The organism is Chromobacterium sp. Panama (assembly GCF_003052555.1).
GTDB lineage: Bacteria > Pseudomonadota > Gammaproteobacteria > Burkholderiales > Chromobacteriaceae > Chromobacterium.
Genome location: NZ_QARX01000001.1, coordinates 1818856 through 1842531, shown reverse-complemented (window position 1 = coordinate 1842531; position 23676 = coordinate 1818856). Strand labels below are relative to the sequence as shown.

Sequence of the window (23676 nt, the reverse complement as noted above, 5' to 3'; positions counted from 1 at the left end):
ATATTTGTTCAAAATATCAAACAGCCACCATAAGCGCCTCGCCTTTGACAGGCGCTTATCTTGCGCTTCAATGCGATAAACAACCCTTCTGCCCCAGACGGTTTCACGGGGCAGCCTAAGCGACCGACTGTCTTTGCTGACGGCGTCATCCGCGCTTTTAGCGGAGCGTTGTTGCGCCTCTAGCGCATGTGGCTTCCGGATTTCCAATCACAGGAGCGTAGCATGCAAACTCAATCGTCTTCCCCAGCCTGGCTGGGCTGGGCCTTTCTACTGGTGGCCATCGCCACCGAAATCCTGGGCACGTCCTTCATGGCCTACGCCGCCCGCACCGAGAGCTACTGGGGCTACGGCGTGATGGCGGCGGCGCTGGCGCTGTCCTATTACTTCCTGTCCCTCGCCATCCGCACTATTTCCGTGGGCGTCGCCTACGCCGCCTGGGAAGCCCTGGGTCTGGCCGGCCTGGCGCTGATCGGCGTCCATCTGTTCGGCGAAACGCTGCTGACGCAGGAAATCATCGGACTGGCCTTGTCCGTGGTGGGCATCGCCTGCGTGGTGGCCGGCGAAGCCGATGAACACACCCAGGAGCAAAGCGCATGAAAACCGTATTTTATGTATTCGTGGTGTCCTCGGCCCTGATCGAGGTGGCCGCCAACCTGATGCTGGAAAAATCCAACGGCTTCCGCAACAAGGCCTGGGGCTTCGGCGCCATCGCCATGGTCTGGGTGGCTTTCGCCCTGCTGGGCCAGGCGGTGCGCGGCATCGATCTGGCCGTGGCCTACGCGCTGTGGGGCGCGCTGGGCATCATCGGCACCGCCATCGGCGCGCGCATCTTCTTTGGCCAGCGGCTCAAGCCGCTGGGCTGGGTGGGCATGGCGGTGGTGATTTCCTCGGTGGTGGTGCTGACCACCGCCTGATAAACCTCGGCGGCGTTCAGTGACGCTTTTATGACGCGCCGCCCAGCCCGACCTGTCCTATCTGAGTATGGCGACCCGCGCCATAACGGTTTAGGGTACGGGCTCCATCCAAGCAATGAAAGGCTGAGACATGCAACAGTATCAAGTCTTGAGCGGCATGAGCCAAGAGTCCTTGGAAAACACCCAAGCCTTGCTCACCCTCTGCGAGCACTGCGCCAGCGATGTCGGCATCCTGGCCATCCACGGCGAAACGGATCAACCTTGCGAGCTGTGCGGCGAGGTAGACTAAGCCGCGCCTCCCCCTCCATACCGGGCCGGCCTTGCCGGCCCTTTGTTTTTTCCGACGTCGCCGCGTCGGCACAGGAAGCCTTATGCAGATTCAAAAACTGGACCACGCCACCCTGCCAGACTGGGCGGCGCTGCGCCAACAACTCTGGCCGCACCACTCGCCCGCCGCCCACTACCGCGACGGTGAGGCCATCCTAGCGTCGGGCCACCTTGCCGCCTTCCTGGCGCGGGATGCCGCCGGCCTGGCGGTGGGCTTCGCCGACGCCGCCATCCGGCACGACTATGTCAATGGTTGCGCCGACAGCCCGGTCGCCTTCCTGGAAGGCATTTTCGTCCTGCCTTCCCACCGACAACGCGGCATTGCCCGGCAACTAGTTGCGGCGGTGCAGGCCTGGGGCCTGGAGCACGATTGCGCGGAACTGGCATCCGACGCGCCGCTGAGCAATGTCGATTCGCAGCGCATGCACGCCTGCCTGGGTTTCGAGGAAACGGAAAGAGTGGTGTTTTTCAGGAAGGCGCTGATTTGAGCCACGGTTGGTGGAACGCCACAAGACCGGTCCCGCCAACAGACGGCAAGCTCCAACGCCTGGTGAAAGGCTTGGCGTTCACGCCACCATCACCTGTGCACAAACCAGCTACCCACCTCTATTGAGTTTCCTGCTGTTCGCTCACTTCAATCGGCCATTTGGCAAAGGCCAGATACCAAAGCGCAAGGATATTGAACACGGGAACAAAGATGATCAAGCTGCCCCACTTTGAATACCCCATTCTTGAAATCACCATCCCAAACAAGATGATGACAATGCAAGTCACGACTGCCGCTGCCACCAATAAAAGCATGTCGATATCTCCCCTCATTTATTATTTTTAAATGCCGGCCATGCCGAATTTGCCAGCATCAGCATCACTAACAGCATACCCACCGCAGGGATAAAAACAGCCAAGGCATAATATGGCGGCAACCCCACACGCCTGAATATCCGCCACAGTGGATAAATCGCCATCAGGCCAATCACAACAACATTTACAAAAAACTGCATTAGACATTCTCTTTCTTATCTGTTCATCACATCTGCTCAATGCCGCATCACCACTTGCACTGGCGACTCCCATCGGAAAAGGCGCCGCATTTTAGCATGGCCGCCAAACTTGCATTTCATCGGCCGCCACTGGCAGCCAAGCAAAAAATACCCCGCTTACGCGGGGTATTTGGGGGAGCGTCTCAAGGCGCTCATCAGAACGCCTCGCAAGAGGCTGACCTTCCTCACACCTTCACGGTGTCGGCCAGTTCCTGGTAGTCGGCGATCTCGTTGAAGTTCATGTAGCGGTACACTTCGCCGGCCTTCTGATTGAGCACGCCGATGTCGGCCATGTATTCCTCCTTGGTCGGGATGCGGCCCAGACGGGAGCAGATCGCGGCCAGTTCAGCGGAACCCAGGTAGACGTTGGAGTTCTTGCCCAGACGGTTGGGGAAGTTGCGGGTGGAGGTGGACATCACGGTGGCGCCCTCCTTCACCTGCGCCTGGTTGCCCATGCACAGCGAGCAGCCCGGCATTTCCATCCGCGCGCCGGCGGTGCCGAAGGTGCCGTAATGACCTTCCGCGGTCAGCTGTTCGGCGTCCATCTTGGTCGGCGGCGCCACCCACAGTTTCACCGGGATGTCGCGCTTGCCTTCCAGCAGCTTGGAAGCGGCGCGGAAGTGGCCGATATTGGTCATGCAAGAACCGATGAACACTTCATCGATCTTGGCGCCGGCCACGTCGGACAGGGTTTTCACATCGTCCGGGTCGTTCGGGCAGGCCACGATGGGCTCGTGGATGTCGGCCAGATCGATCTCGATCACCGCCGCGTATTCCGCGTCGGCGTCGCCCTTCAGCAGCTGCGGATTGGCGATCCAGGCCTCCATCGCCTTGATGCGGCGCTCCAGCGTGCGCGCGTCCTGATAGCCGTTGGCGATCATGGTCTTCATCAGGGTGATGTTGGAGGTCATGTATTCGATGATCGGCGCTTTGTCCAGATGCACGGTGCAACCGGCGGCGGAACGCTCGGCGGAGGCGTCGGACAGCTCAAACGCTTGCTCCACCTTCAGATCCGGCAAGCCTTCGATTTCCAGGATGCGGCCGGAGAAGGCGTTTTTCTTGCCGGCCTTGGCCACGGTCAGCAGGCCTTGCTTGATCGCGTACAGCGGAATGGCGTTGACCAGATCGCGCAGGGTCACGCCCGGCTGCATCTTGCCCTTGAAGCGCACCAGTACCGATTCAGGCATGTCCAGCGGCATCACGCCGGTGGCGGCGGCGAAGGCCACCAGGCCGGAGCCGGCCGGGAAGGAGATGCCGATCGGGAAACGGGTGTGGCTGTCGCCGCCGGTGCCCACGGTGTCCGGCAGCAGCAGGCGGTTCAGCCAGCTGTGGATCACGCCGTCGCCCGGGCGCAGCGACACGCCGCCGCGGGTGGAGATGAAGGCCGGCAGTTCCTTGTGCATCTTCACGTCCACCGGCTTGGGATAAGCAGCGGTGTGGCAGAAGGACTGCATCACCAGATCGGCGGAGAAGCCCAGGCAAGCCAGGTCTTTCAGTTCGTCGCGGGTCATCGGGCCGGTGGTGTCCTGGGAGCCGACGGTGGTCATCTTCGGTTCGCAGTAGGTGCCCGGGCGCACGCCCTGGCCTTCCGGCAGGCCACAGGCGCGGCCGACCATTTTTTGCGCCAGGCTGAAGCCCTTGCCGGAATCGACCGGGGACTTGGGCAGGCGGAATTCCGTGGACGCCGGCAGGCCCAGCGCTTCGCGCGCCTTGCCGGTCAAACCGCGGCCGATGATCAGGTTGATGCGGCCGCCGGCGCGCACTTCGTCCAGGATCACCTCGGACTTGAGCGCGAAGTCGGCGATCTTCTGGCCGGCCTTCTCGATCTTGCCTTCATACGGATAGATGTCGATCACATCGCCCATGTCCATCTTGGACACGTCCACTTCGATCGGCAGCGCGCCGGAGTCTTCCTGAGTGTTGAAGAAGATGGGGGCGATCTTGCCGCCCAGGCACACGCCGCCGAAGCGCTTGTTGGGCACGTAAGGAATGTCTTCGCCGGTGCCCCAGATCACGCTGTTGGTGGCGGATTTGCGGCTGGAGCCGGTGCCGACCACATCGCCGACGTAGGCGACCAGATGGCCTTTTTGCTTCAGGTCTTCGATGAACTGCATCGGGCCGCGCTTGCCGTCTTCTTCCGGGGTGATGCCGGGACGGGCGTTTTTCAGCATGGCGAGGTAATGCAGCGGGATGTCCGGGCGGCTCCAGGCGTCCGGCGCCGGGGACAGGTCGTCGGTATTGGTTTCGCCGGTGACCTTGAACACGGTGACGGTGATTTTATCGGCCACCGCCGGACGGCTGGTGAACCATTCCGCGTTGGCCCAGGATTCCACCACCTGCTTGGCGTGGGCGTTGCCCTTGTCCATTTTCTCCTTCACGTCGTGGAAGGCGTCGAACATCAGCAGGGTTTTCTTCAGGCCGTCGGCGGCGATCTGCGCCACGGCGGCGTCGTCCAGCAGGTCGATCAGCGGCTTGATGTTGTAGCCGCCCAGCATGGTGCCCAGCAGCTGAGTGGCCAGCTCGCGGGAGATCAGCGGGGATTGGGCGTCGCCCTCGGCCACGGCCGCCAGGAAGGAAGCCTTGACCTTGGCGGCGTCGTCCACGCCCGGCGGCACGCGATGGGTGATCAGTTCGACCAGGGTGCTTTCCTCGCCCTTGGGCGGGTTTTTCAGCAGTTCCACCAGCGCTTCCACCTGCTTGGCGGACAGCGGCAGCGGCGGGATGCCCAGCGCGGCGCGCTCGGCCACGTGTTGACGGTAAGCTTCCAGCATGACTTTTGACCTTTATGGCTTGGGTTGTTGGCAGCGTCCCCGGCAAGGCCGGGACTCCGACGCTGCGGGACAATGAGGTAAGGCTATGGCTGCGGCCATCAAGACCGCGCCGCAACGCCGGGCGGCGGCCTTGATTTCATGCCTGAAGATTACGCTGTTAGCCGTCCGCTTTCAAACGAGTTATCGCAACATAGATTGTGAGTTAAAATCACAGCATGAGCACTTACCCCCCTCTCAACACCCTGCGTATTTTTGAGGCAGCGGCCCGGCTGGAGAGCTTTTCCGCCGCCGCCGGCGAACTCTTCGTCACCCACGGGGCTGTGAGCAAGCAGATCAAGCAGCTGGAGGATTGGCTGGGCGTGCCGCTGTTCGAGCGCAGCGGCGGCAGAGTCAAGCTGACCGATCCCGGCTGGCGCTATCTGGTGCAGGTGCAGGACGGCCTGGATCTGATCGCCAACGCCACCTCCCAGCTGCTGCAGGCGGACCGCCGCCGCCGGATCAGCATCAATTCCACGCCCACCTTCGCCATGCACTGGCTGCTGCCGCGGCTGAGCCGTTTTCGCGAGCAGTTTCCGGAGCTGGAGCTGCATCTGGCCACCTCGGACCGCGACATCAGCCGGCTGGACAGTCCGTTCGACATCGCCATCCGCCGCGGCCCCGGCGATTGGCCCGGCCACATCGCCAAGCCCTTTCTGAAGGAATGGGAGCTGCCGCTGTGCGGTCCGGCGCTGCTGGCCGCCGCGCCCATCGCCAGCCCGGCGGATCTGGCGCGGCATACCCTGCTCTACGCGGACACCCGCCCCACCGCCTGGCAGCGCTGGCTGACCCTGGCCGGGGTGCCGGAGCTGAAGCCGGCCAGCGCCATGCATTTCGACAGTTTCTCGCTGGCCTTGCAGGCGGCGATGGACGGCCTGGGCGTGGTGCTGGGGCCGATGCCGATGGCGCAGGCGCAGATAGACGCCGGCGTGCTGTTGTCGCCGTTGCCGGCGCCGGTGGCCACGGTGCGCGACTACTGCTGGGTGGCGCCGCGCGCGGCGGCGGAGGACGCCGCCGTCGCGGCCTTCTGCCGCTGGCTGGAGGGCGAGGCCGTCCGCCCGGACGCGGCCGCCTGAGTCAATGCGCGGAACCGAGGGGCAGGCCAATCAGCTTGAGCTCCATCGGCGCCGCGTCGCGCGGCAGCCATTTGTTGTAGATGCGCTTGAAGCTGCCGTCTTTCTTGACGGCAGCGAAGGCGGTCTGCCAGCGTTTCACTTCCGCCGCCGAGGTGCCGCGCGAAAACGCCAGGTAGAGTTCCAGCGTTTCCAGCACCCGCACCACTTCCACCGCCTCCGGCGGCTGGTGGATGTCTTTCAGCACCGAGGCCACGACGAAGCCGCCTTCCGACCACATATCGTAGCGGCCGACCAGCAGCTTCTGCGCGGTGATCTGCGGGGTGGGCGCCAGATCCACCTCGATGAAGCCGGCCGCGATCGCCGCGTCGGCGAAGATGCTGCCGCGGTAAGCGCCCACCGGCCGGTGATAAATGCCGTTGCCCAGCGCCAGCAGGCCGGCCGCCTCGCCCTTGCGCGCCAGCAGCACGGTCTGCGAGATGGCGATGGGGCCCAGCAGCGTCATCTGTTTTTCCCGGGTGTCGTTGCGCCCCACGGTGAACAGCATCACTCCGGGCGTGGTCAGCAGCTCTTTATAGCCTCGCGCCCAGGGCACCACGTCGATGGCGCTGTTGTCGTGCATGCGCGTCTGGATTTCGCGCACCACTTCCACCGCCATGCCGTCCGGCACGCCGTTGTGCTGGAATGTGATGGGCGGCCAGTCTTCGGTGTAGATGGTGATGGCCCGCGCCTGCCAGGCCGCCAGCAGCAATAGCAACGTCAATAAACCCTTAGCCATGGTCTTTCCCCGTACCGCGTGAACCCGATTTTATTCATAGCCGTTCCACGCGCCGCCTGCCTGCGATTTCCGCCCGCCCCCGCGCCTCCGGGGGCATGACGACCGCAACTCGCTTATCCGTTATAATGTGGCGGTCAAGCCGGCTCATGCCGGCATATCGAGCATTTGTTTCGCGCACCCACCCAAAGCTAAGGATTGCCATGAGCCGCATCACCCTCTCCCGCTTTTTGATCGAACAGCAACGCAAGGCCGGCACGCTGCCGCCTGAGTTGCGCCTGCTGATCGAAACCGTAGGCCGCGCCTGCAAGGCCATCAGCTATTCGGTGAACAAGGGGGCGCTGGCCGACGTGCTGGGCGAAGCCGGCACCGGCAATATCCAGGGCGAGGCGCAGAAGAAGCTGGACGTGATCGCCAACGATTACCTGCTGGACGCCAATGAATGGGGCGGCAGCCTGGCGGCGATGGCCTCCGAGGAAATGGAGCTGCCTTACCACATCCCCGGCGAATACCCGAAGGGCGAGTACCTGTTGATGTTCGATCCGCTGGACGGCTCATCCAATATCGACGTCAACATCTCGGTGGGCACCATTTTCTCCATCCTGCGCTGCCCGCAGGGCATTGACCACGCCACCGAGGGCGCCTTCTTGCAGCCGGGCACCGAGCAAGTGGCCGCCGGCTACACCGTGTACGGCCCGCAAACCCTGCTGGTGCTGACCTTCGGCAGCGGCGTCCACGGCTTCACGCTGGACCGCGAACAAGGCTCTTTCGTACTGACCCACCCGGACATGAAAGTGCCGGAAAGCACCGGCGAGTTCGCCATCAATATGTCCAATATGCGCCACTGGGACGAGCCGGTGAAACGCTATGTCGACGAACTGCTGGCCGGCAGCACCGGTCCGCGCGGCCGCGATTTCAATATGCGCTGGGTGGCGTCCATGGTGGCCGAGGTGCATCGCATCCTGACCCGCGGCGGCATCTTCATGTATCCGCGCGACGCGCGCACCCCGGACCAGGCCGGCAAGCTGCGGCTGATGTACGAAGGCAATCCGATGGCCTTCGTAGTGGAACAGGCCGGCGGCGCCGCCACCAACGGCCATCAGCGCATCATGGACATCCAGCCGCAGAAGCTGCACGAGCGGGTGGCGGTTTTCCTCGGCTCCAAGGAAGAAGTGGAACGCGTCACCGCCTACCACGCCGAGCAGCAGTAAGCGGCTCCGCCCAACAAAAAACCCTGCCGAAACCGGCAGGGTTTTTTTAATGTCGTCCGCAGGCGCTAACGCAGGCGTTCGCGCACTTCCATCAGGGCGAAGCCCAGCAGATTGCTGCCGTCCCACATGTCCGGCAGACTGGCCTGCGGGTCGTCCTCGGCCCAGCCTATGCCCCAGATGCAGTCCACCGGGCTGGCCTCCACCAGGATGGCGTCGCCGGTGCCGCGCAGGAAATCGCCCAGCGCCGGGTTTTGCTCGAACTTGGCCAGATTGCCCCGCATCACCACCTCGCAACAGCGCTGCTGCCACAAGACGGAATCAAAGCCGCGCACCTGGCGACCCAAGGCCTTGGCGTCCGCCGGCGTGGCCGCGGCCAGTATCCTGCCCCGAGTTTCCGCGTCTTCGAACAAGCGGGCTTTCTCCGCCATCATATAATGCTCGGCGCTGGCGTAGCTCACGCCGTCCAGCTCGAAGCCCACCGGAAACCACTGACTCAGGCAGCTCTTGCAGACGCCGTCCTCGTGTTTGGGCCTGTGTCCCCAGAAAAACAGAAAATCCAGCGTTTCGCCGGCCGCAGCCCGCTTGCGCAACTCGCTTACTGTCCGGATCGCCATGGTCCGCGTCCTCCACTTCCTGCGCGGCCATATGCCGCAAAAAATGCCAAGAGCCCCTCTTTGTCCGCTGTCGCCGCGGCGCTGAACATCTTCATGGCCATCACTATAAGGAGCCGGAACCGGGTTCGACAAGCGCGGCGCGAAGCCGGGCCGCGCGTGCGTCCGCCGATTTCGATGCAAACAGACGAAAACAATGATTAATTACCGCGTCGCGATGATTTCGCCGCCGCCGCCCGCATCGCGAGCGCAGTGGATACGCAACACCGCCCTACCAACATAGGTCCGTCCACCCCGCTTGCCCATAGGTAAAACTACTCAGCGCGGACGCAACCGTCCGCATTGCCACAGGACGGCGTAGCGGAGTATGTTTCCCCACATAAGCCTGTAAGCCGCTGTTGGAAAAGACATTAAAAACCCTGGGGAGACCGGCATGGCTATCGTGATCACGCTGGACGTCATGCTGGCGCAACGCAAGATCAAATCCAAGGATCTGGCGCGGGCCATCGGCATCACGCCGCACAATCTGTCGCTGTTGAAGCTGGGCAAGGTCAAGAGCCTGCGCCTGGACACGCTGGACGCGCTGTGCCGGCAGCTGGGCTGCCAGCCGGGAGATTTGTTGAGCCACTCGCCGGAAGCGGACCCGGCCGACGGAGAGCCATCGGTCTGACTCTCCGCCCTTCCCGCCTCAGCCCGCCGGCTGACGCGCGCCGCGCGTCGAGGTGCGGCCCGAGTTCAGATAGCCGGCGATGTAGTCTTGCGACACTTCGCCGTTGTAGCGGCCGTCGTCGTCCAGTACCGGCATCCAGGTCAGATTGTGCTCGTACAGGCGGGACAGCACCACGCGCAGGTTTTCGCCCGCCGCCGCGGTCACGCTCACCGGCTTGATCTTGTCCGCGCACACACCGTCCGCGCCGCGCGCGTCGCGGCGCCGGACAAAGCCCAAGGGCTGTCCGTCCGCGTCCACCACGGTCAGGTGCATCAGGTCGTTGTCGTCCATCAGGCCGTAAGCGGCCGCCAGCGGCGTGTCCAGCCGCGCGGTCAACGTTTCCTGCTGATCCGCCACCTCGCCGGCCTGCACCAGCAGCAGACGCTTGAGCGTGCGGTCCTGGCCGACGAAGCTGGCGACGAAATCGTCCGCCGGCCGCGCCAGGATCTCGTCGGAGCCGGCGCACTGCACCATGCGGCCCTGACGGAACACGGCGATGCGGTCGCCCAGCTTGATCGCTTCGTCGATATCGTGGCTGACCAGCATCACGGTCTTGCCCAGTTGACGCTGCATTTGCAGGAACTCGTTCTGGATCTGTTCGCGGTTGATCGGGTCCACCGCGCCGAAGGGCTCGTCCATCAGCAAGACCGGCGCGTCGGCCGCCAGCGCGCGGATCACGCCGATGCGCTGCTGCTGGCCGCCGGACATCTCGCGCGGATAACGTTGCAAGAAGCGGTTGGGGTCCAGAGCCACCATGCTCATCAGTTCGCGCGCCCGCTCGCGGCAGCGCTTCTTGTCCCAGCCCAGCATCCGCGGCACCACGGTGATGTTGTCCTCGATGGTCATATTGGGGAACAGGCCGATCTGCTGGATCACGTAGCCGATCTGGCGGCGCAGCGTCACGCTGTCTATGCCGGCGGTGTCCTCGCCGTTGATCAGCACCTTGCCCGAGGTGGGCTCGATCAGGCGGTTGATCATTTTCATGGTGGTGGTCTTGCCGCAGCCGGACGGGCCCAGCAGCACGCAGATTTCGCCTTCCGGCACGTGCAGATTGACCTTGTCCACCGCCTGGAAGACCTGGCCGTTTTTCTGGGTAAATTGCTTGCAGAGATTTTGCAGTTCAATCATCAACGAATTCCTTTCGGGGTCAGCGCGCGCTGAGCGCGCAGCAATAACCAGTCCATCGCGACGGCGAGCACGCTCACCGCCACCGCGCCGGCGATCAGCTTGCGAATGTCGCTCTGGCTGATGCCGTGCAATATCAAAGTGCCCAGGCCGCCGGCGCCGACGATGGCGGCAATCGCCATCACGCCGATATTCAGCACCACCGCGGTGCGGATGCCGCCGAAGATCAGCGGCGTGGCCAGCGGCAGTTCCACCCAGCGCAGGCGCTGCCAGAAGGTCAGGCCCAGGCCGCGGCCGGCTTCTCTCACGCCGGGCTCCAGATGGGTCAGCGCGGTGTGGGTGTTGCGCACGATGGGCAGCAGGGAGTACAGGAAGGCGGCGGTAATGGCCGGCACCGCGCCGATGCCCTGCCCGATCATGGAAAACAGCGGCACCATCAGGCCGAACAAGGCGATGGCCGGAATGGTCAGCACCACGGTGGCCAGGCCCAGCACCAGGCCGGCCAGCGCCTGAAAGCGGACGATCAGCACGCCCAGGGGCACGCCCAGCACCACCGCCAAACCGACGGCGATGCCCACCAGCCTCAGATGTTGTTCCGCCAAGGCGGCGATTTGCGGCAGGTCTTGCCAGATGAACTGGCAGGTTTGCAATAGGGTTTCCATGCGGCCTCCTTTAGATCAGGCCGCGCTGGCGCAGGAATTCGCTGGCGACTTCCTTCACCGGACGGTGTTCGATGTCCACTTTGGCGTTGAGCTCGGACATGGTGTCGTTGTCCAGCAGCGCGGCCAGCTTGTTCAGTTCCTCGGCCAGGCCGGGGTTGCGTTCCAGCGTATCGCGGCGCACCACCGGCGTGGCGGCGTAAGCCGGGAAATAGCCCATGTCGTCCTGCAGCACCACCAGGTCGAAGCCCTTGACGCGGCCGTCGGTGGTGTAGACCAGGCCGGCGTCGACGAAGCCGTCGCGGATGGCGTTGTAAACCAGGCCCGGGTCCATCTGGCGGATCTGCGGCCGGCTCAATTCCATGCCGTACAGCTGCTGCATCGGCTTGAGGCCGTCCGGACGCCCGGCGAACTCCATGTCGAAGCCCAGCTGCCAGCGCTTGGACGAACCGTTGTTTTCATTGACCCGCCGCGCCAGATCGGACAGCGTGCGCACGCCCTCGGCTTCGGCGCGCACGCGCTTCATCGCCAGCGCATACGTGTTGTTGAGCGGAGCCGGGTTCAGCCAGATCAGCCCCAGGGGCTCGTCCAGCTTCTTGACCGTGGCGTAAGCCTCCTCGTTGCTCATTTTCTTCTGGATGCCGTGATGGATGATCAGGCCGGTGCCGGTGTAATCCCACACCAGATCCAGTTGGCGGTTTTCCAGCGCGTTGCGCAGGATCACCGTCGCCAGGTCCGGCTTTTGCGTGACCTGGTAGCCCTTGCTGCCCAGGTACTGCGTGGTGATGTCGGACAGCAGATGCTGTTCGGTGAAGTTCTTGCTGCCCAGCACCAGGCCGGCGGCGAAGGCCGGCGCGGCGGTCAGCAAGGCCGCCAGCGTCAGCGCGCGGCGCGCCAGCCGACACCAGGGCGAAAAGGAAAGTGCTTTTGTCATAGGAGTCCTCCGTGCGAGCGCCCGCCGGAACGGGCGACAAGGGGGTTCGAATCAGGCCAGGCCGCGGGCGGCGGCCAGGCGGCCCAGGCCGGCCAGCGTCAGGTCCAGCGTCAGCGCGATCAGCGCGGTGCCGCCGGCGCCCAGCAGCAGCGCGGTATGGTTGTTCAGGTAGATGCCGGGGAAGATCAGTTCGCCGTAGCTGCTGGCGCCGATCAGGAAGGCCAGCGGCGCGGTGCCCACGTTCAGCGCCAGCGCCACCCGCACGCCGGTCAGAATCACCGGCAAGGCGTTGGGCAGCTCCACCCGCCACAGCCGTTGACGCGGGGTCATGCCCAGCGCGTCGGCGGCCTCCAGCAAGGCTGGCTGCAGGCCGGCCAGGCCGGCGTAGGTATTGCGCACGATGGGCAGCAAGGACGCCAGGAACAGCGCCACGATGGCCGGCGCGTCGCCGATGCCGACCAAGGCCATCGCCAGCGCCAGCACCGCCATGGGCGGCAGGGTGTTGCCGATATTGAAAATCTGCATCCAGTGCTCGGCGCTGCCCCGCAGCCGCTGACGGCTGAGCAGCACGCCGCTGGGCAGGCCCACGGCGAGAGCCAGCGCCATGGAGACGCCCACCAGATAGAGATGCTGCCGGCCCAGGTAGATCAGATCTTCCCGGTACTCGGTCCATACGGCTGGGCTTACACCGTAAATCAATCCCGCCGCCGCTACGGCGACCAGGATCAGCCCGATCATGCTGCGCTTGCTAAACGCTCTTTTGTGCATCTGCGTCCTCCTTGGCGAAAGCAATGGCCGGCAAGGCCACGGCGATCCGCTGTAATGATCGCGACAACTAGAGAGCTGCCAGTAAATAGACGTCCGGCGCGGGCCGGACATGAGGTGCGTTTAAGGCGAGGCTCGACGGCGCGAAACCATCGATTTTGAGTGGCGCGGTGTGCGCCTGATGAAAAACCTAATAAGTTATAACACTGTTTGTATCGAACATGCAAATTTTCTAATGTACTTCGCCGCACTTGACAGACAAGGACAAGGCCTTGAAAACGCTTTATTTCTTTCCGTTCACGTCAAACCAAATGGATAAGCTGGCCGCGCTCCGCCGCTCCGCCCTATAAGGAACGCGCGCGGCGCCGTCCCAACGGCCACTTGCCGCCCTCCCGCCCCCGGCCCACAATGCGCTGTTTCGTCCATTGCAACAATCACGGCAAAAAACATGGATAGATTGCACTTGATGACCGTATTCATCGCGGTGGCGGAAGCGGAAAGCTTTGCCGGCGCGGCGCGCAAGCTGGGCATGTCGCCGCCGGCGGTGACGCGCGCGGTGGCGGCGCTGGAGACGCGGCTGCAAGCCCGTCTGCTCAACCGCAGCACCCGCCATGTTCGCGTCACCGAGGCCGGCCAGCGTTATCTGGAGGACGCGCGCCGGGTGATCGCCTCCGCGGACGAGGCGGACGAAGCCGCCTCCGGCGGCAAGGCGCCGCCGCGCGGTTTGCTGACCGTCACCGCGCCGGCCTTGTTCGGCTTGCGCTACGTGATGCCGGGCATCAACGACTACCTGCGCCGCCATCCCGAGGTGACGGTGGACGCCTTGCTGCTGGACCGGGTGGTCAATCTGCTGGAAGAAGGCGTGGACGTGGCCATCCGCATCGGCGAACTGCCGGACTCCAATCTGCGCGCCCTGCGCGTCGGCCAGGTGCGGCGGGTGGTCTGCGCGTCGCCGGCCTATCTCGCCGAGCGCGGCGTTCCGCTCACGCCGGCGGATTTGCAGCGCCACGCGCTGATCGCCTCGCGCGGCGTGGGCTCCTGCCACGAATGGCGCTTCAGCGACGGCGGCAAGCCGCTGAGCGTCCGCCTCAAACCCCGGCTCACCGTCAGCAACAACGAGGCGGCCATCGCCGCCGCCGCGGCCGGACTCGGCGTCACCCGTCTGCTGTCTTATCAAGTGGTGCCGCAATTGGCCGCCGGCCAATTGCTGCCGCTGCTGGCCGAATACGACGATGCCAGCCAGCCCATCCACATCCTGCATCAGGAAGGCCGGCTGGCCTCGGCCAAGACCCGCGCCTTCATCGAACTGATGGCGGAGCGGCTGCGCGGCCATCCCGAGCTGCGCTAACGCCATCGACATCGCCATCCCCCTCAAGGAGATTCATCATGTTGACCCCGCTTCAAGACAAAAACGTTCTCATCACCGGCGGCACCGCCGGCATCGGCCTGGGCCTGGCCCGGGCCTTCGCCCGCGCCGGCGCGCGCGTCACCATCAGCGGCCGCAGCCGGGACAAGCTGGACGCCGCGCTGGCCCGCCTGCGCGCCGACGGCCTGAACGCCGTCGGTCGCGTCGCCGACGTGGCCCGTCCCGAGGACGTGGCCCGCCTGCTGGCGGACACCGCTGCGTCCAACGGCCTGGACGTGCTGTGCTGCAACGCCGGCATCTTCCCGTCCGCGCCGCTGGAGAGCATGAGCGCGGAGGAATGGGATCAGGTGCAGCACACCAATGTGCGCGGCAACTTCCTTTGCGTGCAGGCGGCGCTGCCCTATCTGCGCCAGGCCGAGTACGGCCGCGTGATCCTGACCTCCTCCATCACCGGCCCGGTCACCGGCTACGCCGGCTGGAGCCATTACGGCGCCAGCAAGGCCGCGCAACTGGGCTTCATGCGCAGCGCGGCGCTGGAGCTGGCGCGCGACGACATCACCATCAACGCGGTGATGCCGGGCAATGTGCTGACCGAGGGGCTGCGCGAGCTGGGCGAGGACTATCTGGACAAGATGGCGGCGGCGGTGCCGCTGCGGCGGCTGGGCAGCGTGGACGACATCGCCAACGCCGCGCTGTTCTTCGCCAGCAAGGAGGCGGGCTTCATCACCGGCCAGACCCTGATCGTGGACGGCGGCCAGGTCTTGCCTGAGTCTCTGGACGCGCTGACCGGCTAGCCCTGGTAGACATCCGGCCGGTGCAGCTCCATATAACGCTCAGGGTGTTCCAGCGCGGCGAAGCCGAAGGGCCGGTAGACCGCGTGGGCGTTGGAGGTCACCAGCACGATGCGACGCAGCCGGGCCAAGGCCGGCTCGGCCGCGACGCCGCGCATCAGCTGCCGCGCATAGCCGCGGCCGCGGTGCTCCGGCGTCACGAACACGTCGCACAGATAGCCGAAGGTGGCCAGATCGGTCACCACGCGGGCGAAGCCCACTTGCCGCCCGTCCAGATAGGCGCCGAAGCACAGCGAGCCGGCGATGGCCTGCTCCACCGTGGCGCGCGAAATGCCCTTGGCCCAGGGCGCGTGATCGTGCAAGAAGGCGTGGATCAGCGCCAGGTCCAGCCGGCGCTTGTCGGTGGAAATCTCCAGTTCAGCCTCCTTCATCGCGGCGCGGTCCTCTTGTTCAGTTGGACGGCCAGCCAGCCGCGCGCGGCGTCCAGTTTGCCGGCGTAAGTGTTCAAGGCCAGCGCGGCGACGATCAAGGCCGACGCGACGATGCTGAGCGCGTCGTAATGTTCATGCAGGATCCAATAGCCGCCCAGCAGGCCGAAAACCGGGCTGAGCAGCGAAAACGGTGCCACCAGCGTGGCCGGATACAGGCTGAGCAACTTGCCCCAGCTGCCCAGCGCAAACAGGGTGCCGACCAGGGCCAGGAACAACAGCGCCAGCGTGGCGGTCCAGCCGAAGCCGGCCACGGCGCTCCAGGCCGCCGCCGGCCCGCCCTCCAGCGCGAAGGACAGCAGCAGCAGGGGCAGCGGCGGCACCAGGCTCATCCACACCGTGAAGGCGAACATGTCCACCTTGCCGGCGCGCTTGAGCTCCACATTGCCCCAGGCGAAGCCGGCCGAGCCGATCAAGGCCAACGCCAGCGGCAGCAAGGGCAAGGCGTCCTGGTAGCGGGCGTAGCCCAGCAGCAAGACGCCCAGCAACGCCAGCGCCATCACCGCCTTTTGCAGCCGGGAGCGCGCTTCGCCCAACAGCAGACTGGCCAGCAGCAAGGTGATGAACACCTGCAACTGGGCCAGCACCGACACGATGCCGGCCGGCATGCCCAGCTTGATGGCGGAAAACAGGCCGGCGAACTGGATCACGCCCAGGCACAGCCCGGCGCGCAGATACCAGCGCCAGGGTAAGGACGGCCGCGTGAACCACCAGGCCCCGACCGCGAACACCACCACGAAGCGCAGCGCCGCCAGCAAAAGCGGCGGACACTCGGTCAGCCCTATCTTCACCACGATGAAGCTCAGGCCCCAGATGGCCGCCACCAGCACCGCCAGCAATACGTGTCGTATCTTCATGATGTCGTCGCCTCTTGTTCCAGCGCGGCGATGGCGCGCCGGCAGGCTTCCAGGAAAAAGTCCAACTCGGCTTCCGCCACGTTCAAGGGCGGCAGCAAGCGCAGCGCGGCGGCGTCATGCGCCGCCGGCACCGTCAGCACGCCTTCTTGCAGCAATTGCAGCCACAGCAGGCCGGCGGCGCCCTCGCCCAGCCGGTCTTGCGCCGCCGGGCCGGCGCGCAGCGCCAGCATCAGGCCCTGGCCCTCCAGCTCGAAGCCCTCCAGCCCGGCCTCCCGCCAACGCCGCCGCAAGGCCCTGCCGCTCTCCCGCGCCCTCGCCGGCGCGTCCAGCTGGCGCAACAGCTCCAGCATGCGCAGGCCGCAGCTCAAGGCCAGCCGGTTGCCGCCGAAGGTGGAGCCGTGGATTTTGGCGCAGCCGGGCCGGGCGAACACCGCCTGGTAAATGTCTTGGCGGAACAGCAGCGCCGACACCGGCAGCACGCCGCCGCTCAGGCCCTTGGCGACAATCAGCAGGTCCGGCGCCGGCGCGCCCAGTGCCTGATAGGCGAACCAGGCGCCGCAGCGGCCCAGGCCGGACAGCGCCTCGTCGTAGATCAGCCGCGCGCCGTGGCGGCGGCACAAGGCGGCCAGCTCGGCCAGATCCTCGCCGCGCCAGGCGCGCGCGCCGGCGCTGCCCTGCACCGGCTCCAGCAGCACCGCGGCCACGTCGCCGCGCGCCAGCTCCGCCGCCGCCGCGGCCAGATCGCCCCAGGGCAAGACCGCGCAGTCCTCGCGCCGCGGCAGGCCCTGCCGCCAGAAATCGCCGCCGGCCAGCTCGGTGGCTTCCAGGGTCAGCCCGTGAAAGCCGCCGTCGAAACTCAAGGCGCGCCGCCGGCCGCCGGCCATCCGCGCCAGCTTCAGCGCGCCCTCCACCGCCTCCGCGCCGGTGCTGGCGAACAGGGCCTTGCCGTCGGCGAAGCCGGCCAGCGTCAGCAGCGCCGCGGCCAGATCGCCGGCCAGGCCGGAAAAGCCCAGCGGATGCAGATTGGGCGCGGGATCGAACAGGTCTTCCGCCAGGCCGGACAGCAGCGCCTGCGGGCGATGTCCCAGCGCCGCCGCGCCGTAGCCGGCGACGAAGTCCAGCCAGCGCCGGCCGTCCTCCAGCCGCAGCCAAGCGCCCTCCGCCTCCAGCGGCCGGGCGTCCAGCCCGCACTGCCTCAGCGTTTCCAGCCAGGCCGGATTGACGCTGGCGGCGTAGGCGGCTTGCGTCGCCGCGCGTTCAGCCGGCGACGGCATAGCCGTCCAGCGAGCAGACGGCCAGCTGCGCCTGCGGACCGTAGAAGTCCGCCACCTGGTCCATCGCCCGCAGATTGAGCTCCAGCAGATACGCCAGATTGGCCTCTGCGCGCTGCTGCGTCCGCGGCGACAAGGCGCTGATTTCGCGGAAGAACAGCCGGGACAAGGCGGCGTGGTTGAGCTCCAGATTCAAATCGTCGTGGCGCTTGGCCACGCGCTGGTAATCGGCGCGGAACTCCACCAGCGACTCCAGCCGCTCGTGCACCGGATTGTCCACGCCCAACATGCCCTCGGTGACCATGATGGAGCTCAGATAGCCGATGGGGTCGTAACGGCCCAGCACGGTGAAGGCGTCGACATAGGCCTGGAACAAGGGCAGCGGCAGCGCCTGGTCCAGCCAGGCCGGCGGCACGCCCAGCGCTTCGCAGGTGGCGCGCTCGTAGACTTCGTGGCCCAGCTCCTCCTGGAAATAACGGTAGACCCGTTGCTTCAGCGGGCTGCGCAGCCGCTTGGACATCAGCGGCGCGATGATTTCCACGAAGCGCTGGGTGACGTGGTATTGCTCGATGAACAGGCCTTGCACCAGGGGGCCGAAGCCGGCGTCGGCGGCGTTCACCCTGCGCACATAGCGCGATTCGCCCAGCTCGGCCAGGCCGTCCAGCGCAAACTGCTCGGCGCGGCGCATGAAGTTGACGCCGCTGTCCACCGCCGAGGCCGGCTCGCGGCAGAGGAGCCGCCGCCGCGCCTCGGGCTTGGGCGCCAGCAGCAGCAGATCCACCAGGCACAGCGCATAGGCCTCCAGATGCGCCGGGCAGTAAAAGCCTTCGCTGGACGGCATCTCCGCCGCGCCGGCCTCGCGGCGGCTGAGCCCGACGAAGCCGGCCCCGTCGGCGAAGCCGTTGAGCACCCGCCGCCACAGCGTCAGCGCCTGCGGCAGATTGTCGGCCAGGTACAGCTTTTGCAGATAGAAGGTTTGCAGCGCGAAATTGTCCCGCCACTCCGGCGCGCCCGCCTCGTCTATGCAAAAGGCGTCAGCCTGCGGCGCCGGCTCGTCCAGCAGGCGCAGCATGTTCAGCACCACCGGCGCGTAAGCGCCGCGCGCCGCGCCGGCGGTGGCCGCCAACAACTTGTCCACGCAGCGGCGGCTCAGCGCCTCCCACTGCCGGCGCTGCCGCTCCAGCGCCGCCGGGTCCGCCGGCGCGTCGCGGATCAGCGACAGCGCGTCCAGCTGTTCCGCCAGCGACAGCTGCCAGGACGGCGCCGATCCGGCGTGGATGTCGAACCAGATTTCCGCGTCCGGATTGGCCATCGCCAGCACGCTGTCCAGCACCCGGCCGCCGTCCACGCCGGAAAACTGGATTTCATACTCCTTGGCGTCCGCTGCCAGCACCACGGTCTGGCCGTCATCGGCCAGATGGGCGCTGAAGGGCACCAGGTGGGGCGCGCGATAATGAGTGACTTGCCAGGCTTCCATCGTTCTCTCCTTGGCTGCCGTCTCGAGGACTACTGCGGGGGATTACAAATAGAGCCGCGGCATCAAGGCGTCCGGCCGGCTGTAGTAATCGACGATTTCCTCGTCCTGCAACGCCATGGTTTCTATGGTCAGCACCAAGTTTTTCTCCACCACCAGCTGCTCCTCGCGGCTGATGGCGCTGATGTCCTGCAGCAGTTCGGAGGTGATGTCGTCGTGCCCCAGCGTATCGTTGAGGTAGGCGTGGCGCAGCAGCGGCTCCCAAAAGCCCTTGTCCAGTCCCGCGCGTTCGCAACAGCGCACCAGCGCGCGGTTGAACTCGTCGCCGGGCATCTCGAACAGAAACAACACGCTCTTGAACGACAGCAGATGCTGACGCGCGAACACGCCCAAGGCCGCGCACAAGGCGAAGGTGGACGGCAGGGGCTGCAGATGGTCCAGGCCCTCCACTTCCATGTCCACGCTGGCCAGGCTCTCGGCCAGCATCTGATCGTGATCCAGCTCCGACACCAGGAAGCGCTGGATGCTGCGCTGGTTCTGCCGGCTGTCCGCGTGCGACAGCGCGGAGGCGATCAGGCCCGGCGCCGCGCGCACCAGGTAGTAATACTCCAGCGCGTAGCCGATCAGCACATTGCGCGGCGCGCTGCCGTCGGACAGCATGCCGTACAGCCGGGAATGGCCGCGCTTGCGCATCGCCCTTTGCGCCAGATTGCGCAGCCGGGTGTTGAACTCGCAACCGGACAGCGCGTCGTCCGGCAATTCGAAGCTGGCCTCGGTCACCAGGCCCAGGCGGTCCAACTCCTCCAGCAGGCCGGGAATCGTCCCCGCCAATTCCGGATGGGCGGCGCGCAGCGCCGACATGCTGGCCGGCGCGCGCTGCAGATCGTCCAGCAGGGCCAGCAATTGCAGCCGCCCTTCGTCAGCCACTTGCAGATCGCAGGACTGCTCGCGGTACAGCAGGGCCACGCCGCCGTCCTGCGGCTGGATTTCCACCCCGGGCCGCAGCGCCGGGTAACGAAACAGATCATGGGTGCCGGGGCCGTGCATAGTGCCTCCTCAATAATGCTCGATGCGGCGCAGCAAGGTGTCGGCGTGCAGATAATGCCGCCAGACCGCGCTGTAGAAAGCGTCGTAGAGCTCGACGAACAAATGGGTTTGCGCCAGCAGGCGCCGCGCCGTTTCCTGATCCACCACCGGGATCTGCGCGAAGATCTTGCGGGTCAGGCTGCCGTGCTCGCCCTTCAGATTGATGTCCGAGTGCGCCTTCACCGGGCGCAGGAAATCCGCGTCCACGCCCAGCCGGTAGGCGGCGTCCAGGAAGGAGTCCTGACGGATGTCCTTGCCTTCCAAAATGCCCAGCGTGGTGAAGAAGAACAGCGGATCGTTGTGCGACCAATAGGCCAGCGCATTGCACAGCGCCATGGTCTGCGGCAGCGGCACGGCGTGCGCCAGGTCCTCGCGGCTGATGCCGATGCGGTTCAAGGCCTGCAGCAGCAGCTCGTCGTGGCCGTACTCCTCGGCGAAGAAGGCGTTCATCGCCAGCCGCGCCTGGGTATTGGGCACATAGGACAGCACCGGCGCGTCGAAATAGCTTTCGCGGAACAAAAAGTGATAGTTCTCTATCACCATGCCGTGGAACACCCGCTCCGGAATATCCCCCGGCTGGCTGGCGTTCTGGCAATGGGTCCAGAACGGATTGCGGTACAGCGTCTGGTAGAGCAGGCGGTTGGACAGGTCCTCCACCTCCAGCAGCACTTCCAGCCCGGTCTTGCCGCGCGCCGGCGCCAGCGGGCGGATCACGCCGTAGTTTTCCAGGCTGACCAGCAAACGACGCACCTCGTCGGCGGACTGGCGCGGCAGGAGGCGCTCCGCGTCCCGCTGGCTGCAGCCGCCGGCCAGGCGCGCCATCAGCGCGCTGACCTCCTCCGTGCTGGCAAGGCCCGCGGAAATCTCCAATTCCTCGTCGCCGGCGGTTTTGACCACCAGCGGCGATTGCGAAATCACATCGCCGTTCAGGCAAAAACGAAGATCGGACGGATGGGACACAAAGGAGTCTCCTCTTAAAGATGAGCGCGGCCGCCGGCAAGCCGGCGGCGCGGAATCCGGATCGGCCCAGGGCTTTGCGCCTGAAACGGCGGCCCCGTTCCTACCCGATTACAAGTGGACCGGCACCAGGACCGGACGCGGATTGCGGGGTTTGACCACAACCACCGCTTCTTGCGTGCTGGCTTGCATTTGGCTCTCCTTGGCTTAAGAGAAAACAAAAACGCCCTTTTGCAGGCCTCCCTATCTTATGCCTGCCGCCGCAATGCAGAAACGCCTGAAAACTGACACAAATAACTGTTTTTAAATATCATTCTTAAAATGCGCCCAGCTCGTCGAAACGAAAATCTCAAATGCGGGCGCGCTTACGCCGCAGCGCACGATTGACGCCGGGGCAACAATCTATATGCTGGCAGGGTCTTCCGTTCCCGCCTTAGTCGCTTGAATCCGGCATCAAACGGGCATCCCAAACGCATGCCGGGCCGCCAAAACGGCGGGAATCGGACAGATGAACAAATAGAAAGCCCCCAAGGGCCTGCCAAGCACTCATGAAGAAGGCGTCCGCGCCCTTCACCGCTCTGCAAATAGGGAAATAGCAATGAGAAAGATCCAACCGCAATTGTTGGCCGCGGCCTGCTGCGCCGCTTTCGCCGTCTCCGTCCAGGCCGCCGGCACCCTGGTCTACTGCTCCGAAGCCAGCCCGGACGGCTTCGACTCCGCCCAGTTCACCTCAGGCACCACCTTCGACGCGGCCGGCCACGCGCTGTTCGACCGTCTGGTGGGTTTCGAGAAAGGCTCGACCAAGGCCATTCCCAGCCTGGCCACCTCCTGGAGCGCCTCGCCGGACGGCAAGGTCTACACCTTCAAGCTGCGCCAGGGCGTGAAGTTCCACACCACCGACTATTTCAAGCCGACGCGCGACTTCAACGCCGACGACGTGGTGTTCACCTTCATGCGCATGTTCGACAAGAACCACCCCTTCCGCAAAGCCTACAACACGGAATTCCCCTACGCGGTGGACACCGGCCTGGCCAGCAACGTCAGCGCCGTGGAAAAAGTGGACGCGCAGACGGTGCGCTTCGTCTTGAAAGCGCCGGACGCGGACCTGGCGATCAAGATCGCCATGCCCTTCGCCTCCATCCTGTCCGCCGAATACGCCGAGCAGCTGCTCAAGGCCGGCCGCGCCGCCGACATCAACCAGAAACCGGTGGGCACCGGCCCCTTCATCTTCAAGCGCTACCAGAAGGACGCCCAGATCCGCTACGCCGGCAACAAGGCTTACTGGGACAAGAGCGCGGTGAAGGTGGACAATCTGGTGTTCGCCATCGCCACCGATCCCTCGGTGCGCTACCAGAAAATGAAGGCCGGCGAGTGCCAGATCATGTCCTATCCGCGCCCCAGCGATCTGGCGGTGATGAAGACCGATCCCAAGCTGAAAATGCTGACCGCGCCCGGTTTCAATATCGGCTACCTCAGCTACAACCTGGACAAGCCGCAGTTCCAGAAGCGCGAGGTGCGCCAGGCGCTGGACATGGCGATCAACCGCCAGGCCATCATAGACGCGGTCTACCAGGGCCAGGGCCAGGCCGCCAGCAACCCCTTCCCGTCCTCGCTGTGGTCCTACAACAAGAGCCTGAAGAACGCGCCCTATAATGTGGCCGCCGCCAAGGCGCTGCTGGCCAAGGCCGGCTACCCCAACGGCTTCGAGCTGAGCTTGTGGGCAATGCCGGTGCAACGGCCGTACAACCCCAACGCCAAACTGATGGCGGAGATGATCCAGTCCGACTGGGCCAAGATCGGCGTCAAGGCCAAGATCGTGTCCTATGAATGGGGTGAATACCTGAAGCGGATGAAGCGCGGCGAGCACGACGCCGGCCTGATGGGCTGGACCGGCGACTACGCCAGCCCGGACAACTTCCTGGGCGTGCTGCTCAGCTGCGAGGCGGTGAACGGCTCCAACTACTCGCGCTACTGCAATAAGGAGTTCGACGCGCTGATCATCAAGGCCCGCACCCTGAACGACCAGGCCGAGCGCGCCAAGCTGTACTCGCAGGCGCAAACCCTCTTCAAGCGCGATCTGCCGTGGACCACCATCGCCCACTCCATCATCAATCAACCGATGCGCAAGGAAGTGAACGGCTTCAAGATCAGCCCCTTCGGCGATTATCAGTTCAGCGGCGTCAGCGTCAAATAAGTCATCAAGTCTCCAGCGGGCGTCGCTTTGCGGCGCCCGCTTTTTTTCCGCTCCCTCGCAGGCCCAGCTTCAAGCCCTCCCCCCCGAACAACCCGCTTTATTTTTCCTCATAAAACAGATAATTAATAAATTTATTTTATAAGCCAAGCAAGCAAAACCGTCTGACTTCATCCAATGAGCCGCATTTGATTGAGCTCAAGCATTTCTCGGCATTTTCAGACTTTTCCTGATTCACACCCACG

The 23676-nt window shown here is 65.0% G+C and carries 25 protein-coding genes; 10 read left to right on the top strand and 15 right to left on the bottom strand.

Going from position 1 to position 23676, the window contains the following annotated elements:
• Positions 1-222: 222 nt before the first annotated feature.
• The 4 genes from DB032_RS08305 to aac(6') all read left to right on the top strand — a co-directional run bounded on the left by DB032_RS08305 (position 223) and on the right by aac(6') (position 1729).
• Positions 223-597 carry a multidrug efflux SMR transporter gene (locus DB032_RS08305; RefSeq protein WP_107799059.1) on the top strand — a complete coding sequence of 125 codons (375 nt, stop codon included), beginning with the start codon at positions 223-225 and terminating at the stop codon, positions 595-597.
• Positions 594-914, top strand: a complete 321-nt coding sequence (locus DB032_RS08300; RefSeq protein WP_107799058.1) for an SMR family transporter — start codon at positions 594-596, stop codon at positions 912-914. The genes DB032_RS08305 and DB032_RS08300 overlap by 4 nt, the downstream gene beginning before the upstream one ends.
• A gap of 130 nt (positions 915-1044) precedes the next feature.
• Complete coding sequence (locus tag DB032_RS24100; protein ID WP_158274264.1) at positions 1045-1203, top strand: hypothetical protein; 159 nt, start codon at positions 1045-1047, stop codon at positions 1201-1203.
• Between the two features lie 82 nt (positions 1204-1285).
• Complete coding sequence (gene aac(6') / locus DB032_RS08295) at positions 1286-1729, top strand: aminoglycoside 6'-N-acetyltransferase (protein ID WP_107799057.1); 444 nt, start codon at positions 1286-1288, stop codon at positions 1727-1729.
• Positions 1730-1847: 118 nt separating this feature from the next.
• Here the strand turns inward: aac(6') and DB032_RS08290 are convergent, their stop codons facing one another.
• The 3 genes from DB032_RS08290 to acnB form a co-directional block, all read right to left on the bottom strand.
• Positions 1848-2042, bottom strand: a complete 195-nt coding sequence (locus DB032_RS08290) for a hypothetical protein (RefSeq protein WP_146176615.1) — start codon at positions 2040-2042, stop codon at positions 1848-1850.
• A gap of 14 nt (positions 2043-2056) precedes the next feature.
• Positions 2057-2242 (bottom strand): hypothetical protein, encoded by a 186-nt coding sequence (locus tag DB032_RS08285; RefSeq protein ID WP_107799055.1) that lies wholly within the window; start codon positions 2240-2242, stop codon positions 2057-2059.
• Positions 2243-2466: 224 nt separating this feature from the next.
• Complete coding sequence (gene acnB, locus DB032_RS08280; protein WP_107799054.1) at positions 2467-5052, bottom strand: bifunctional aconitate hydratase 2/2-methylisocitrate dehydratase; 2586 nt, start codon at positions 5050-5052, stop codon at positions 2467-2469.
• 215 nt (positions 5053-5267) lie between these two features.
• Between acnB and gcvA the strand changes: the two genes are divergently transcribed.
• On the top strand, positions 5268-6164 hold the full coding sequence (gene gcvA / locus DB032_RS08275) for a transcriptional regulator GcvA (protein WP_107799053.1): 897 nt from the start codon (positions 5268-5270) through the stop codon (positions 6162-6164).
• 1 nt (position 6165) lies between these two features.
• Here the strand turns inward: gcvA and DB032_RS08270 are convergent, their stop codons facing one another.
• Positions 6166-6939 (bottom strand): ABC transporter substrate-binding protein, encoded by a 774-nt coding sequence (locus DB032_RS08270; RefSeq protein ID WP_107799052.1) that lies wholly within the window; start codon positions 6937-6939, stop codon positions 6166-6168.
• A 200-nt stretch (positions 6940-7139) separates the two neighbouring features.
• Between DB032_RS08270 and DB032_RS08265 the strand changes: the two genes are divergently transcribed.
• The gene (locus DB032_RS08265; RefSeq protein WP_107799051.1) at positions 7140-8147 is read left to right on the top strand and encodes a class 1 fructose-bisphosphatase; all 1008 of its coding nucleotides are present in this window, start codon (positions 7140-7142) and stop codon (positions 8145-8147) included.
• Positions 8148-8212: 65 nt separating this feature from the next.
• On the opposite strand, the gene DB032_RS08260 is transcribed toward DB032_RS08265, so the two are convergent.
• Positions 8213-8761, bottom strand: a complete 549-nt coding sequence (locus DB032_RS08260; protein WP_107799050.1) for an NADAR family protein — start codon at positions 8759-8761, stop codon at positions 8213-8215.
• Between the two features lie 430 nt (positions 8762-9191).
• Between DB032_RS08260 and DB032_RS08255 the strand changes: the two genes are divergently transcribed.
• Positions 9192-9428 carry a helix-turn-helix transcriptional regulator gene (locus DB032_RS08255; RefSeq protein ID WP_107799049.1) on the top strand — a complete coding sequence of 79 codons (237 nt, stop codon included), beginning with the start codon at positions 9192-9194 and terminating at the stop codon, positions 9426-9428.
• 18 nt (positions 9429-9446) lie between these two features.
• Here DB032_RS08255 and DB032_RS08250 read toward each other — a convergent pair whose 3' ends face one another.
• Genes DB032_RS08250 through DB032_RS08235 form a run of 4 tightly spaced genes read right to left on the bottom strand, consistent with a single transcriptional unit; the run spans position 9447 to position 12953 of the window.
• Positions 9447-10595: a betaine/proline/choline family ABC transporter ATP-binding protein gene (locus DB032_RS08250; RefSeq protein WP_107799048.1), complete on the bottom strand. Its 1149-nt coding sequence runs from the start codon at positions 10593-10595 to the stop codon at positions 9447-9449.
• A complete protein-coding gene (locus DB032_RS08245) occupies positions 10595-11254 on the bottom strand; it encodes an ABC transporter permease (protein WP_107799047.1) in 660 nt (219 codons plus the stop codon). Before DB032_RS08245 ends, DB032_RS08250 begins: the two co-directional genes overlap by 1 nt.
• 10 nt (positions 11255-11264) lie before the next feature.
• The gene (locus tag DB032_RS08240) at positions 11265-12185 is read right to left on the bottom strand and encodes a glycine betaine ABC transporter substrate-binding protein (RefSeq protein ID WP_107799046.1); all 921 of its coding nucleotides are present in this window, start codon (positions 12183-12185) and stop codon (positions 11265-11267) included.
• Between the two features lie 51 nt (positions 12186-12236).
• On the bottom strand, positions 12237-12953 hold the full coding sequence (locus DB032_RS08235; protein WP_107799045.1) for an ABC transporter permease: 717 nt from the start codon (positions 12951-12953) through the stop codon (positions 12237-12239).
• 445 nt (positions 12954-13398) lie between these two features.
• On the opposite strand from DB032_RS08235, the gene DB032_RS08230 reads away from it, so the two are divergent.
• Together DB032_RS08230 and fabG are read left to right on the top strand one after the other, a co-directional pair.
• Positions 13399-14298, top strand: coding sequence for a LysR family transcriptional regulator (locus DB032_RS08230; protein WP_107799044.1), 900 nt, complete (start codon positions 13399-13401; stop codon positions 14296-14298).
• Between the two features lie 38 nt (positions 14299-14336).
• Positions 14337-15110 carry a 3-oxoacyl-ACP reductase FabG gene (gene fabG / locus DB032_RS08225; RefSeq protein WP_107799043.1) on the top strand — a complete coding sequence of 258 codons (774 nt, stop codon included), beginning with the start codon at positions 14337-14339 and terminating at the stop codon, positions 15108-15110.
• Here fabG and DB032_RS08220 read toward each other — a convergent pair.
• Genes DB032_RS08220 through DB032_RS08195 form a run of 6 tightly spaced genes read right to left on the bottom strand, consistent with a single transcriptional unit; the run spans position 15107 to position 21243 of the window.
• Positions 15107-15538 (bottom strand): GNAT family N-acetyltransferase, encoded by a 432-nt coding sequence (locus tag DB032_RS08220; protein ID WP_107799042.1) that lies wholly within the window; start codon positions 15536-15538, stop codon positions 15107-15109. The two genes, fabG and DB032_RS08220, sit on opposite strands and share 4 nt — an antisense overlap.
• Positions 15535-16452 carry an EamA family transporter gene (locus DB032_RS08215; RefSeq protein ID WP_107799041.1) on the bottom strand — a complete coding sequence of 306 codons (918 nt, stop codon included), beginning with the start codon at positions 16450-16452 and terminating at the stop codon, positions 15535-15537. The genes DB032_RS08220 and DB032_RS08215 overlap by 4 nt, the downstream gene beginning before the upstream one ends.
• Positions 16449-17726, bottom strand: coding sequence for an aspartate aminotransferase family protein (locus tag DB032_RS08210; protein ID WP_107799040.1), 1278 nt, complete (start codon positions 17724-17726; stop codon positions 16449-16451). Before DB032_RS08210 ends, DB032_RS08215 begins: the two co-directional genes overlap by 4 nt.
• Positions 17710-19200 carry a hypothetical protein gene (locus DB032_RS08205; protein ID WP_107799039.1) on the bottom strand — a complete coding sequence of 497 codons (1491 nt, stop codon included), beginning with the start codon at positions 19198-19200 and terminating at the stop codon, positions 17710-17712. Before DB032_RS08205 ends, DB032_RS08210 begins: the two co-directional genes overlap by 17 nt.
• Before the next feature lie 42 nt (positions 19201-19242).
• Entirely contained in the window at positions 19243-20244 is a 1002-nt protein-coding gene (locus DB032_RS08200) for a hypothetical protein (protein WP_107799038.1), read from the bottom strand.
• Between the two features lie 9 nt (positions 20245-20253).
• Positions 20254-21243 carry an iron-containing redox enzyme family protein gene (locus DB032_RS08195; protein WP_199225850.1) on the bottom strand — a complete coding sequence of 330 codons (990 nt, stop codon included), beginning with the start codon at positions 21241-21243 and terminating at the stop codon, positions 20254-20256.
• 595 nt (positions 21244-21838) lie between these two features.
• Between DB032_RS08195 and DB032_RS08190 the strand changes: the two genes are divergently transcribed.
• On the top strand, positions 21839-23434 hold the full coding sequence (locus tag DB032_RS08190) for an ABC transporter substrate-binding protein (RefSeq protein WP_107799037.1): 1596 nt from the start codon (positions 21839-21841) through the stop codon (positions 23432-23434).
• Positions 23435-23676 lie beyond the last annotated feature (242 nt).